11 protein-coding genes are annotated in these 13,800 nt (G+C 69.8%); 10 read left to right on the plus strand and 1 reads right to left on the minus strand.

The annotated features are described in order from the left end of the window. Positions 1-55 precede the first annotated feature (55 nt). The 9 genes from AC07VX_RS02680 to AC07VX_RS02720 all read left to right on the plus strand — a co-directional run bounded on the left by AC07VX_RS02680 (position 56) and on the right by AC07VX_RS02720 (position 12,222). Positions 56-1,576 (plus strand): MFS transporter, encoded by a 1,521-nt coding sequence (locus AC07VX_RS02680; RefSeq protein WP_493163268.1) that lies wholly within the window; start codon positions 56-58, stop codon positions 1,574-1,576. Position 1,577: 1 nt separating this feature from the next. Next, positions 1,578-2,783: an ROK family protein gene (locus tag AC07VX_RS02685; RefSeq protein ID WP_493163267.1), complete on the plus strand. Its 1,206-nt coding sequence runs from the start codon at positions 1,578-1,580 to the stop codon at positions 2,781-2,783. A gap of 17 nt (positions 2,784-2,800) precedes the next feature. Further along, entirely contained in the window at positions 2,801-4,435 is a 1,635-nt protein-coding gene (locus AC07VX_RS02690) for a glycoside hydrolase family 43 protein (protein WP_493163266.1), read from the plus strand. Between the two features lie 38 nt (positions 4,436-4,473). After that, the gene (locus AC07VX_RS02695) at positions 4,474-6,030 is read left to right on the plus strand and encodes an MFS transporter (RefSeq protein WP_493163265.1); all 1,557 of its coding nucleotides are present in this window, start codon (positions 4,474-4,476) and stop codon (positions 6,028-6,030) included. Positions 6,031-6,074: 44 nt separating this feature from the next. After that, positions 6,075-7,391 carry a xylose isomerase gene (xylA, locus tag AC07VX_RS02700; protein ID WP_493163264.1) on the plus strand — a complete coding sequence of 439 codons (1,317 nt, stop codon included), beginning with the start codon at positions 6,075-6,077 and terminating at the stop codon, positions 7,389-7,391. Between the two features lie 17 nt (positions 7,392-7,408). Beyond that, positions 7,409-8,872, plus strand: coding sequence for a xylulokinase (gene xylB, locus AC07VX_RS02705; RefSeq protein ID WP_493163263.1), 1,464 nt, complete (start codon positions 7,409-7,411; stop codon positions 8,870-8,872). A 50-nt stretch (positions 8,873-8,922) separates the two neighbouring features. Next, complete coding sequence (tal, locus tag AC07VX_RS02710) at positions 8,923-9,870, plus strand: transaldolase (protein WP_493163262.1); 948 nt, start codon at positions 8,923-8,925, stop codon at positions 9,868-9,870. Continuing rightward, a complete protein-coding gene (gene tkt / locus AC07VX_RS02715) occupies positions 9,867-11,873 on the plus strand; it encodes a transketolase (protein ID WP_493163261.1) in 2,007 nt (668 codons plus the stop codon). The genes tal and tkt overlap by 4 nt, the downstream gene beginning before the upstream one ends. 139 nt (positions 11,874-12,012) lie before the next feature. Beyond that, on the plus strand, positions 12,013-12,222 hold the full coding sequence (locus AC07VX_RS02720; RefSeq protein ID WP_493163259.1) for a hypothetical protein: 210 nt from the start codon (positions 12,013-12,015) through the stop codon (positions 12,220-12,222). 9 nt (positions 12,223-12,231) lie between these two features. Here AC07VX_RS02720 and AC07VX_RS02725 read toward each other — a convergent pair whose 3' ends face one another. Beyond that, entirely contained in the window at positions 12,232-13,248 is a 1,017-nt protein-coding gene (locus AC07VX_RS02725) for a LacI family DNA-binding transcriptional regulator (protein ID WP_493163258.1), read from the minus strand. Positions 13,249-13,419: 171 nt separating this feature from the next. Between AC07VX_RS02725 and AC07VX_RS02730 the strand changes: the two genes are divergently transcribed. Then, entirely contained in the window at positions 13,420-13,797 is a 378-nt protein-coding gene (locus AC07VX_RS02730) for a YciI family protein (protein WP_493163257.1), read from the plus strand. Positions 13,798-13,800 lie beyond the last annotated feature (3 nt).

A 13,800-nucleotide genomic window follows, 5' to 3' on the forward strand; every position in this document is an offset into this window, starting at 1 on the left:
CCGCGCCCCTCGCCCGCGCCTGCACGCCCGGGTCGACCTCGCTCAGGGCGGCGTGATGGCCGGGGCTGCCGCCACGCCGCTGGGCCGCCGGCGCTGGGTCATCTGCGCGCTGCTGTTCGTCGCGACGACCATCAACTACATCGACCGCAACGCGCTGTCGGTGCTCAAGACCAGCCTGCAGCTGCCCGTGGCCCAGGGCGGCCTGGCGCTGACCGACGCCGACTACGGCTGGATCACCTTCGCCTTCACGGCCGCCTACGCGGCCTTCCCACCGCTGATCGGCGTCGCCATCGACCGCTTCGGCGTCAAGCGCAGCCTGGGCGCGGCCCTGCTGCTTTGGTCGGCCGCGGCGGCGGCGCACGGTATGGTGGCCTCGGTGCTGGGGCTCATCGTCGTGCGCTTCCTGCTCGGCATGGCCGAGGCCGCGCACTTCCCCGCCGCCATCAAGGCGGTGGCGATGTGGTTCCCGCAGCAGGAGCGGGCCCTGGCCACCGGCATCTTCAACTCGGGCACGGCGCTGGGCATCATCGCCTCGCCCGTCACCGTCTGGCTGGCCGTCACGTTCGGCTGGCAGTTCGCCTTCGTCGCCATCGGCGGCGCAGGCCTGCTCTGGCTGGCGTTCTGGGGGCGGGGCTTCCAGGCGCCGGAGCGGCATCCGCACGTGTCGACCAACGAGCTGGCCTTCATCCAGGCCGGCCAGCCGCCGCAGCAGGCGACGGTCAAGCTGCCCTGGACGGCCCTGCTGCGCTTCAAGGCCATCTGGCCCTTCCTGATCGGCAAACTGTTGACCGACCCGGTCTGGTGGTTCTTCCTGTTCTGGCTGCCGTCCTACCTGGAGCGCGAACGCGGGCAGAACCCGCTGAAGAGCGCCGGCCTCGTCGCGCTGATCTACCTCGGCTCCAGCGTCGGCTCCATCTTCGGCGGTTGGCTGTCGAGCACCCTCGTGCGCCGCGGCTGGCCCGTCGGCCGTGCCCGCATGACGGCCATGGGCGCCGCAGCGGCCTGCATGCCCGGCGCCATCCTGGCCTACTACAGCGACAGCTTCGCACTCTGCGTGGGCCTGATCACGCTGGCCACAGCCTGCCACCAGGCCTGGTCGGCCAACCTGCTGACCTCGGCCACCGACCTCTTCCCGACCAAGGTCTCGGGCGCCGTCATCGGCCTGGGCGCCACGGCCGGCGGCATCGGCGGCATGTTCATCGCGCTGCTGGCGGCCCTGGCCGTGCAGTGGACGGGCACCCAGCAATGGGTGTTCGTCTTTGCCGGCCTGATGCACCTGACCAGCCTGGGGCTGTTCTGGCTGTGGTTCCGCGGCCGCTTCGAGCGGGTGGACGTCGATGCCGGGGTCGACATGCGCCAGGCCCACCGCGGCCTGCTGACGGCGGGCGGGCTGCTGGCGACCGCCGGTGCGCTGCTGGCCTCGCTGATCGCCTCGAACTGGGATGCCTGCGTGGCCGCCGCCAGGTTCTCGGGCGCGGCCCAGGCCCTGACCGCCGCCATTGGCGTCACGCTGATCGGCCTGGCCCTGCTGCACGCCGGTCGCCCCCGCACCCAAGCCATTCTTCAAGTCGCCTGACATGCAGTTCACAGCCGACCAGCACCTGCTCAAGGACCTCAACCGCATGGCCATCGTGCGGCAGCTGAGTGCCTGGCCGGGGCAGTCGCGCGCGGCCCTGGCCGAGGCGCTGCAATTGACCAAGTCCACCGTAAGCGCGCTGACCAAGGAGTTGATCGCCGAGGGCTGGCTGCTGGAGCGCGAGGTGGTCGCCACCGGCGAGCTGGGCCGCCGGCCCACGCCGCTGTTCGTCGACCCCGGCCGCCTCGTGCTGCTCGGCGCCGAGCTGGGCGTGGACGGTGTCAACGTCGTCGCCACCTCGCTGACCGGCGATGTGCTGGCCCGCGCCCGCTCGCCGCTGAACGCCGGCCGCGACCCCCAACTCGCCCTGGTGCGCGCCGCCAAGCTGATGCAGCAACTGCAAGGCCGCCTGGACACGCCGGCCCAGCGCGTCATCGGCATCGGCATCGGCCTGCCCGGTGGTGTCGACGAAGCGCGCGGCCATCTGCACTTCGCCCACAACCTCGGCTGGCGCGACCTGCCCGCCGGCCGCCTGCTGGCCGAGCATCTGCGTGGCACGTTGCTGCAGGGCGTGCCGCTGTTCGTGCAGAACGACGCCGACATGGCGGTGATGGGCGAGCTGGAATTCGGCACCGCCAACGAAGCCACGCCCGACCCGCTGATCTATCTCAGCCTGGGCCTGGGCGTCGGTGCCGGCATCGTCGTCGAGGACCGGCTGCTGACCGGCGCCCACGGCCTGGCCGGCGAGGTCGGCCACACGACGCTGGAGATCAACGGCCCGCGCTGCAGCTGCGGCCGCCGCGGCTGTGCCGAGGCCATGATCGGCTTCAGAGCCATGCTGCCCGAGGTGGACGCCGAGGCTGGCCTGGCCGAAGTGCAGCGTCGGCTGCATGCCAAGGCGCCCGGCAGCGCCGAGGCCGTGGCCCAGGCAGGCCGCTACCTCGGCATGCTGCTGGCCAACCTCTGCGCCGCCTACGACCCCGGCCGCATCGTGCTGGGCGGCAGTGCCGTCGAACTCGGCGCGCCTTTCCTGCACGCCGCCTTCCAGACCCTGGAGGGCTTTGCCACCGCCGCCAACGTGGCCACGCCCACCGTCACGCTGACCCGTTTCGGCCACGACGCCGTGCCCGTGGGTGCCGCGGCCCTGGCCCGTTACCGACTCACCCGCCCCCTGATCGCCGCCAGCCGCCTGGCCGCGGCCGCTTGATTCCGCCGTACTGACCCATGATCACCAATCCCATCCTGCCGGGCTTCCACGCCGACCCCTCGATCTGCCGCGTTGGCGACGACTACTACATCGCCACCTCCACCTTCGAGTGGTGGCCCGGCGTGCGCATCCACCATTCACGTGACCTGAAGCACTGGCGCCACCACAGCTATGCCTGCACGCGCAAGAGCCAGCTCGACCTGACCGGCCACCCCGACTCGGCCGGCGTGTGGGCGCCCTGCCTGAGCTACTCGGGCGGCCAGTTCTGGCTGATCTACACCGACGTGCGCTCCACCATTGGCGCCTTCAAGGACACGCACAACTACCTCATCACCGCGCCCAGCATCGACGGCCCCTGGAGCGAGCCCATCTACCTGAACAGCTCGGGCTTCGACCCCAGCCTCTTCCACGACGAGGACGGTCGCCACTGGCTCGTGAACCAGCAATGGATCCACCAGCCCGGCAAGCACCACTTCAACGGCATCCTGCTGCAGGAGTACGACCACGAAGCCAAGCGCCTGGTCGGCCCGGTGAAGAACATCTATGCCGGCACCGAGCTGCAGGTCGTCGAGGGACCGCACCTCTACCGCCGCAACGGCTGGTACTACCTGCTGACGGCCGAGGGCGGCACCTTCTACGAGCATGCCGTCACGCTGGCCCGTTCGCGCAACATCGACGGCCCCTACGAGACCCTGCCCGGCAACCCGCTGCTCACCGCCTGGCAGCAGCCCACCGACGGCCTGCAGCGCAGCGGCCACGCCAGCCTCGTGCAGACGCAGCGCGGCGACTGGTACCTGGCTCACCTCTGCGGCAGGCCGCTGGAATGGAGCGGCCCCAATGCGGACAAACAAAACGGCGTCTACGAGAACCTGCACTGCCCGCTGGGCCGCGAGACCGGCATCCAGCGCATCCACTGGCGCGACGACGACTGGCCCGAGATCGAGGGTGGCGGCAATGCGCCGCGGCTGCAGACGGCCGAGCCCGGCCTGCCCGAGCATGTGTTCCCGGCCGAGACGGAGCGCGACAACTTCGATTCGACGACGCTCAACCACCACCTCAACTCGCTGCGCGTGCCCTTCGACGAGAGCTGGATCTCGCTGACCGAGCGCCCCGGCTTCCTGCGCCTGAAGGGCCGCGAGTCGCTGATGAGCCTGTTCGACCAAAGCCTGGTCGCGCGCCGCCAGCAACACTTCAACTGCCGCGTCGAGACCCGTCTCGAATTCGCACCCGAACTCTTCCAGCAGATGGCCGGCCTGGTGGCCTACTACAACACCAGCAACCACGCCTATCTGCACGTCAGCCGCGATGTGGACTCCAACCAGCGCGTGCTGCGCCTGACCGTCAACCGCGACGCGGCCCTGACCGAGCCGGCCACGGCCGTCGAGCTGGCGGACGGCGCCGTGGACCTGGCCGTCGAGTTCAGGCACGACCGCTACCAGTTCCAGTTCCGGCAAGACACCGCCGCCTGGCAGGACATCGGCCCGGCCCTGGACGCTGCCATGCTCAGCGACGAGTTCGCGACCCAGTTCGTCAACGGCTTCGCGCGCAGCTTCGGCTTCACCGGCAACTTCATCGGCATCGCCTGCCAGGATCTGTCGGGCCAGCGGCTCGCCGCGGACTTCGACTACCTCTCCTACGAAGCGCGGCCCTGAGATCGCGCTCGACACATAACGACAGAAGAGACAAACCCATGGCCACCACCCATCAGCCCCTGTCCTTCGTGGAGAAGGCCGGTTACAGCTGCGGCGACGCTGCAGCGAACCTGGTCTTCATGTCCATGATCCTGTTCCAGCTGAACTTCTACACGGACGTGTTCGGCCTCAGCGCCAACACGGCCGCGGCCATCCTGCTGTGGCCCAAGCTGTGGGACGCCTTCTTCGACCCGGTCATGGGCGTGCTGGCCGATCGCACCAACACGCGCTGGGGAAAATTCAGGCCGTGGGTGCTTTGGACCTCGGTGCCCTGGGCCATCGTCATGGTGCTGGCCTACACGGCGCCCGACCCGGCCTGGGGCTGGAGCACCGGCATGGTCATCGCCTACGCCGGCATCACCAACACGCTGCTGATGACGCTGTACAGCATGAACAACATGCCCTACTCGGCCATGAGCGGGGTCATGACGGCGGACCTCAACGAGCGCACCAAGCTCAACTCCTTCCGCTTCGTGTCGGTCAACGTCGCCCAGTTCGCGGTGGGCGGCCTCACGCTGCCGCTAGTGGCCAAGTTCGCGCAGGGTCATGACCGCGCGCATGGCTGGCAGGTCACGATGACCATCTGGGCCGTGGCCTGCCTGGTGCTCTTCCTCGTCACCTTCTTCACGACGCAGGAGCGGGTCAAGCCCATCCAGGAAACCGGCTCGTCGCCCAAGCAGGACTTCGCCGACCTGCTGAAGAACGGCCCCTGGATCACGCTGGTGCTCTACACCCTGTTCCAGTTCGCGATGCTGTCGCTGCGCGGCGGCGCCCACTTCAACTACTACCACCACTACGCCGATAAGGCGGCCATGTTCGACTTCCTGGCCGCGGTGGGCCTGACCACGCCCGATGCGGCCGGCACCGGCAGCTTGGCCGACACCCTGGGCTACATCGTGCACGGCACGCGCGACCAGCTCGCGCAGTCCAACGCCGCCGATGTGTTCAACAGCATCATCAACATGGCCGGCACGCTGACGACCATCATCTTCATCATGGCCTCCATGGGCTTGTCGGCCCGCTACGGCCGCCGCGCCATCGGCATCGTCTGCTTCGGCCTGTGCGCCATGAGCGCCTGCGCCATGTACCTGCTGCCGCCCGACGCCGTCTGGGCCATGCTGGGCCTGCACGTGCTCTCGGCCGTGTTCTACGCCCCCACGGTCGCCGTCATGTGGTCCATGTATGCCGACGCGGCCGACTACTCCGAATGGCAGACCGGCCGCCGCTTCACCGGCATGGTGTTCGCCACCATCGGCTTCTCGCTCAAGGTCGGCCTGGCCCTGGGCGGCGCCGGCTTCCTGTGGCTGCTGGCCGGCTTCTTCGGCTACGACACCCACCTGCCCACGGCGCCCAACGCCGTCGAGGGCTACCGCGTCGCGTCCAGCTTCGTCGTCGGCGGCCTGTTCGCCGCCTGCACGCTGTGCCTGCTGGCCAACAAGCTGGACAAGGGCACCACGCTGCGCATGTCCGACGAACTCGCTCAGCGCCGCAGCAAGGCCGACGCCAGACCCGATGAAGACGCAGGCCCGGCCAACGCCGTGCCCGCCACCGCCTGATTCCCCCCACCCCTCGCCCTGATCCCGCAGTAAGGACCCCCGCCATGAGCACCGTCTATTCCGACCTCCCCACCGTTCAATACGAAGGCCCCTCGTCCACCAACCCGCTGGCCTACCGCTGGTACGACGCCAAACGCGTGGTGCTGGGCAAGACCCTGGCCGAGCACCTGCGCCCGGCCGTCTGCTACTGGCACAACTTCTGCTGGAAGGGCGAGGACGTCTTCGGCCTGGGCAACACCGTGTTCCAGCGCCCCTGGTTCAACGAGGCCGACCCGGTCAAGGCGGCCTATATGAAGCTGGACGCGGCCTTCGATTTCTTCGGAAAGCTGGGCCTGCCCTACTGGTGCTTCCATGACCGCGACGTGGCCCCGGAAGGCGCCAACCTCGCAGAGTCCAACCGCATCCTCGACGGCCTGCTCGAAGCCGCCGCCAGGAAGATGCAGGACGGCAAGGTGCAACTGCTGTGGGGCACGGCCAATCTGTTCTCCAACGGCCGCTTCATGAGCGGCGCGGCCACCAACCCCGACCCCGAGGTCTATGCCTACGCCGCCGCGCAGGTGAAGCATGTGCTGGAGTGGACCCACCGCCTGGGCGGCGCCAACTACGTGCTCTGGGGCGGCCGCGAAGGCTACGAAACCCTGCTGAACACCGACCTCAAGCGCGAGCTGGCCCAGTACGGCCGCTTCCTCGCCTCGGTCGTCGAGCACAAGCACAAGATCGGCTTCAAGGGCGCCATCCTCATCGAGCCCAAGCCGCAGGAACCCACCAAGCACCAGTACGACTACGACAGCGCCACGGTCTACGGCTTCCTGAAGACCTACGGCCTGGAGAACGAGGTCAAGGTCAACATCGAGGTCAACCACGCCACGCTGGCCGGCCACAGCTTCGAGCATGAAGTGGCCACCGCCTGCGCGCTGGGCATCTTCGGCTCGCTGGACGCCAACCGCGGCGACGAGCAACTGGGCTGGGACACCGACCAGTTCCCCAACAACCACGCCGCCCTCGTGCCGGCCATGCTGGAGATGATCCGCCACGGTGGCTACACCACCGGCGGCACCAACTTCGACGCCAAGGTGCGCCGCCAGTCCATCGACCCCATCGACCAGCTCGAGGGCCATATCGGCGGCATGGACACCATGGCCCGCGCCTTCCTGGCTGCCGCTGCGCTGTACGAGAGCGGCCAGCTCGAGAAGGTCGTTGCCGACCGCTACGCCGGTTGGAACGGCGACCTCGGCAAGAAGATCCACGGCGGCGCCAGCCTCGATGACCTGGCTTCACTCGTGCACGCGCAAGGCATCTCACCCCAGCCGCGTTCGGGCCGTCAGGAGCGCCTGGAAAACATCGTCAACAACTTCGTCTGATCGGGATTCGGCTGGCCATGTTTCTTGGTATCGACCTCGGCACTTCCGAGATCAAGCTGATGCTGCTCGACGAGCAGCATCACATCGTCGCCACCACCGGTGTGGCGCTCACCGTGCAGCGGCCCCAGCCGCTGTGGAGCGAGCAGCACCCCGCCGACTGGTGGGCCGCGCTGGACCAAGGCATGGCCCGGCTGAAGGTCGAACACGGCGCCGCGCTCGCGCAGGTGCGCGGCATCGGCCTGTCGGGCCAGATGCACGGCGCCGTCACGCTGGATGCCGCCGACCGCGTGCTGCGGCCGGCCATCCTGTGGAACGATGGTCGCAGCGGCGCTCAGTGCGCCGAGATGATGGCCGACTGCCCCGAGCTGCCGGCCATCACCGGCAACCTCGCGATGCCCGGGTTCACGGCGCCCAAGCTCGCGTGGATGCGCCAGCACGAGCCCGAGCTGTTCGCCCGCGTCGCCAAGGTGCTGCTGCCCAAGGACTGGCTGCGCCTGCAGCTCAGCGGCTCCTACGTCAGCGAGATGAGCGACGCCGCCGGCACGCTGTGGCTGGACGTCGCCCGCCGCCGCTGGTCGCCCGAGGCGCTGGCGCTGACGGGCTTGAACGAAAGCCAGATGCCCCGCCTCGTCGAAGGCAGCGAGCCCAGCGCCGGCTTGAAGCATGAGCTGGCCGAACGCTGGGGCCTGAAGGCCGGCATCCCCATCGCGGGCGGTGGCGGCGACAACGCGGCCAGCGCCGTCGGCATGGGCGTCGTCAAGCCCGGCGACGGCTTCCTGTCGCTGGGCACCTCGGGCGTCATCTTCCTGTGCAACCCCGCCTTCAGCCCCAACCCGGCGCGCGCGGTGCACGCCTTCTGCCATGCCCTGCCGAACACCTGGCACCAGATGAGCGTCATGCTCAGCGCGGCGAGCGCGCTGCGCTGGGTCACGCAGCTGCTGGGCGAACCGGGCGAAGCCGAGCTGATCGCCAAAGTGTCCCAGCTCACGCCGGCCCAGCGCGAACGCGCACCGATCTTCCTGCCCTACCTCAGCGGCGAACGCACGCCGCACAACAACGCCAACGCGCAGGGCGTGTTCTTCGGCCTCACGCACGAGCATGACGCGGCGGCTCTCGGCTATGCCGTGCTGGAAGGGGTGGGCTTCGGCCTGCTGGACGGCTGGCAGGCCCTGCAAGCTGGCGGCGGCACGGCCGAGTCGCTGTGGCTGGTGGGCGGCGGTGCGCGCAGCGAGTGGTGGGCGAAGTTGCTCGCATCCCTCTTGAACGTGCGCCTGGTCAACGGCGTCGGCGCCGAGGCCGGCGGCGCGCTCGGCGCGGCGCGCCTGGCCTGGCTGGCCTGCGGCGGCAATGTCGACGAGGTCTGCCGCACGCCCGAAATCGCCCGCGTGGCCGAACCCGATCCTGCACTGGCCGCGGCACTGCAGCCGCGCCATGAGCGCTTCAAGCGCCTGTACAGCGCGCTGCGCGCCGAGTTCTCCTGACCCCCACCACACCACGCCATGCCGTTCGCGCGGCAGGCTCCGTCACGCCCATGAAAAGCCTAGCCCAGCTCCGCCAATACACCACCGTCGTCGCCGACACCGGCGACTTCGACCAGCTCGCGCAATTCCGGCCGCAGGACGCGACGACCAATCCGTCACTGGTGCTGAAGGCCGTGCAGCAGCCGCGCTACCGCCCGCTGCTGGAGCAGGCCGTCGCGGCGAATCCCGGGGCCTCGGCATCGACGGTGTCCGAACATCTGCTCGTCGCCTTCGGCGTGGAGATCCTCAAGCTCGTGCCCGGCCGCGTCTCCACCGAGATCGACCCGCGCCTGTCGCACGACACGGCCGCGTCCATCGCCACGGCCCAGCGCCTCATCGGGCTCTACGCCGCTGCCGGCGTGCCGCGCGCCCGCGTGCTGATCAAGCTGGCATCCACCTGGGAGGGTATCCAGGCCGCACGCGAACTGGAGCGGCAAGGCATCCACACCAACCTCACGCTGCTGTTCTGCCTGGCCCAGGCCCGCGCCTGCGCGGATGCCGGCGTGCAGCTCATCTCGCCTTTCGTGGGCCGCATCTACGACTGGTTCAAGAAGACTGCCGGCAACAGCTGGGACGAAGCCGCCATGGCCGGCCCCGACGACCCCGGCGTGCGCTCGGTCGAGGAGATCTACGGCCACTACAAGCGCCACGGCATCCGCACCGAGGTGATGGCGGCGAGCTTTCGCAACACCGGCCAGATCGTCGCGCTGGCGGGCTGCGACCTGATGACCATCAGCCCGGCCCTGCTGGCCGAGCTGGCCCTGGCGACGGCGCCGGTCGAGTGCCGCCTCACACCCACGGCTCAGCTGAGCGAACCGCCTCCGGCCTTGACCGAGGCCGAGTTCCACGCCGCCCTGGCCGCCGATGCCATGGCCCGCGACAAGCTCGCAGAGGGCATCGCCCAGTTCACCGCCGACACCGAGACCCTCGAACAACTCATCCGCGCCGCCCAAGCATGACCCCCGACCTCACCCTCGCTGCCAATGCCCTGCGCATGCTCGCCGTCGACGCCGTGCAGCAGGCCAACTCCGGCCACCCCGGCATGCCCATGGGCATGGCCGACATCGCCGCCGTGCTGTGGAGCCGCCACCTGCGCCACAACCCGGCCGACCCGGCGTGGCCCAACCGCGACCGCTTCGTGCTGTCCAACGGCCACGGCTCCATGCTGCTCTACGGCCTGCTGCACCTGAGCGGCTACGACCTGCCCATGGAGGAGTTGCGCAACTTCCGCCAGCTGCACAGCAAGACGCCCGGCCACCCCGAGGTGGGCCTGACGCCCGGCGTGGAGACGACCACCGGCCCGCTGGGGCAGGGCATCGCCAACGCCGTCGGCATGGCGCTCGCCGAGCAGCTGCTCGCGGCCGAATTCAACACACTCGGGCATCCGCTCATCGACCACCGCACCTTCGCCTTCTGCGGCGACGGCTGCCTGATGGAGGGTATCTCGCACGAGGCCTGCTCGCTGGCCGGCACCTGGGGCCTGCACAAGCTCGTCGTCATCTACGACGACAACGGCATCTCCATCGACGGCGATGTGCACGGCTGGTTCAGCGACGACACGCCGGCCCGCTTCGAGGCCTATGGCTGGCGCGTGATTCGTAACGTCGACGGCCATGACGTGGCCGCCATCGACGCAGCGCTGCGTACCGCCGCCGCCTCCACCGACAAGCCCGTGCTCATCTGCGCCCGCACGCAAATCGGCCGCGGATCGCCCAACAAGGCCGGTGGCCATGATGTGCACGGCGCACCGCTGGGCGCCGCCGAGGTCGCCGCCGTGCGCGAGGCGCTCGGCTGGCCGCACGCACCCTTCGTCGTGCCCGAGGCAGCACGCCAGGCCCTGGACGCCCGCGAGCGCGGCGCCGCCGACCAGCGCGCATGGCAAGCTCGGCTGGACGCCTACCGCAGCGCCCACCCCGCGCGCGCCGCCGAGCTGGAGCGCCGCCTGCGCGGCGAGCTGCCGGCCGACTTCGATGCCCGCTGCGCCGCATTGCTGGCCGCCGCCGCCCAGCGCGGCGAGACCATCGCCTCGCGCAAGGCTTCACAGAACAGCCTCACCGCCCTGGCCGGCCTGCTGCCAGAGCTGCTGGGGGGCTCGGCCGACCTGGCGCCGTCCAACCTGACGCAATGGAAGGGCTGCCGCCCGGTCGCCAAGGCGCGCGATGGCGGCAACTACCTGCACTACGGCGTGCGCGAGTTCGCCATGGTGGCCATCCAGACCGGCATCACGCTGCACGGCGGCCTGCGACCGTTTGCCGGCACTTTCCTGATGTTCTCGGAGTACGCCCGCAACGCCATCCGCATGGCGGCGCTGATGCGCATCAACCCCATCTACGTGTTCACGCACGACTCCATCGGCCTGGGCGAGGACGGCCCCACCCACCAGCCCGTCGAGCAACTCGCCACGCTGCGCCTGATGCCCAACCTCGACGTCTGGCGCCCGGGCGACGCGGTCGAGACCGAGGTGGCCTGGCAGACCGCCGTGCGCCACCGCCACACGCCCACCTGCCTCGTGCTGTCGCGCCAGAATCTGGCCCACCAGCCGCGCGATGCCGACACGCTGGCCGCCATCGAGAAGGGTGGTTATGTGCTGTTGAAGGAGCGTGCAGAGCAGCCGCTGCAGCTCGTGCTGATCGCCACCGGCTCGGAACTCTCGCTCGCCGTGGAGGCCCACGAGGCGCTGGCCGGGCGTGGCGTGAACGCCCGCGTCGTCTCCATGCCCTCCTGCTTCGCCTTCGAGCAGCAGGACGCCGCCTGGCGCCGCGCCGTGCTGCCGCCCGCCGTGCCGCGCGTGGCCGTGGAGGCGGGCGTGACAGCGGGCTGGCGGCAATACGTTGGCCTGGAAGGCGCCGTCGTCGGTATCGACGGCTTCGGTGAATCCGCGCCGGCCGGTGCGCTGGCCAGGCACTTCGGCATCACCGCCCAGGCCGTCGTCGACGCCGGCCTGCGCTGCTTCGGCCACTGAAGCGCGCAAGCGGCCGCGTGCATTTCACACGCAGGATGCGCCCACCCTCGAATTCGGGGGTGGCTGCCCCCAGTCCTGCGCTGGCCATCGGGCGGCGGAAGCGCTACAAAAACCCCCCAGCTTTTCCCGAGGAGTTGCGATGAGCTTCCAGCGCGCTTTCCTGTCGATGATCTGCGTCATCGCCCTTGTGGGTCTGGCCTTCCTCGGGCTTGCCCTGGGACATGCGCTGAAGCTCGGCGACCTGGGCACCATTGCGCATCACCCGCTCTTCGGCTCGGGCATTGCTTCGTTGAACACGGCCGCGCTCGGCGGGCTGTTGCTGCTGGCGCTGAGGCGGGCGCCGCACTGAGCCCCGGCCTCAGACGAAGCGCGTCGACAGCCTCACCACCAGCTCGGGCTCGGGCGCCACGGCGTGCGGCCGGCGGTGGGCCAGCAGGTCCAGCATGGCAGCCACCGCGCGGCGGCCCAGTTCGGCCGGCGACAGGTTGACCGTCGTGCGCGGCGGGCAGGCGTGGGCCGCGGCCAGCACGTCGTCGAAGCCGACGACGGAGACGTCCTCGGGGATGCGCAGGCCGTGGCGGTACAAGGCCTGGGCGGCGCCCGTCGCCATCTGGTCGTTCGCGGCGAAGAGGGCCGTGAACCCGATGCCACGGCGCAGCAGGTCTTGCGCGCCGCGTTCGCCGCTGGGCTCCTGGTAGTTGCCGCGCACCACCAGCGCGCGGTCCGGCGCGATGCCGGCCTCCTCCAGCGCCGCGCGATAACCCTGCTCGCGCTCGATGGCGTCGGGGTGGCTGGGGTCGCCGGTGATGTGGGCGATGCGCCGGTGGCCGCGCTGGATCAGATGCCGCGTCGCGGCGCGGGCGCCTTCGAAGTCGTTGGAGTGCAGGCAGTGCAGGCCCGGTGCCTTCAGCTCGCGGCCGGTGACCACGACGGGCAACTCCAGCGCCAGCTCGGTCAGGAAGCCGTCGTCCAGCGTGCCGGTCAACACGATGATGCCGTCCACGCGGCGCGCCTTCAGCGACTGCACGCAGCGCTCCTCCTCGCGCCGGTCCCAATGCCCACTGGCGACGACAAGGCCGTAGCCGGCATTGGACAGCGCCTCCTCCACGCCGCGCAGCGTCCAGGCATAGCAAGGGCTCTCGAAATGCTGGACGACGATGCCGATGGTGCGCGAGCGCCCATCCGCCAGGGCCCGGGCAATCGTGTTGGGCACGAAGCCCAGCCGCGCGATGGCGGCCAGCACGGCCTCGCGCTTCTCGGGCCGCACATGCGGCGCGTTGTTGATGACGCGCGAGGCGGTCGTCGTCGAGACGCCGGAGGCGTCGGCCACCATGCGCAGGGTGGCGGCATGGGAAGGGGCGGGATGGCTTTTCATGAAACCGGACGAAATGACAACGTTGTCAAGTTGAATGCAATCGTGCATCAAATTCCGGAATTCGGCAAGCCGGGGGCGGTGAATTCGGCCCGCTTGTCGATTCGGCGCGGCCTCGTTCGTCGCGGGGTGAGATGGCGGAACCGGTCCGCCTCGCCCGACCTGGAGACGAGCATGCGATTCCTTTCCATGATCCGTGTCGATGAAAACGCGGGGCAGAGCCCCAGCGAGCAGTTGATGGCCGACATGGGCCGGCTGATCGACGAACTCACTCGCAGCGGCCAGTTGGTCGGCACCGCCGGCCTGCGGCCGACATCGGAAGGCATGCGCGGGCGGCTGCACCGCGGCGGCCGGCTGTCCACGGTGGACGGCCCCTTCACCGAAACCAAGGAGGTCATTGCCGGCTATGCCATCTTCGAGGCACCGTCCCGCGAGGCCGCGCTGGCGCTGACGCAGCGCTTCCTGAAGCTGCACGGCACGGACTGGGACATCGAGTGCGAGCTGCGCCAGCTCGACGGCCCCGAAGCCGGCTGCACGCCCTCTGGATCCTGAACA

The sequence above is a fragment of the Roseateles sp. GW821-FHT03B02 genome, from assembly GCF_059421025.1.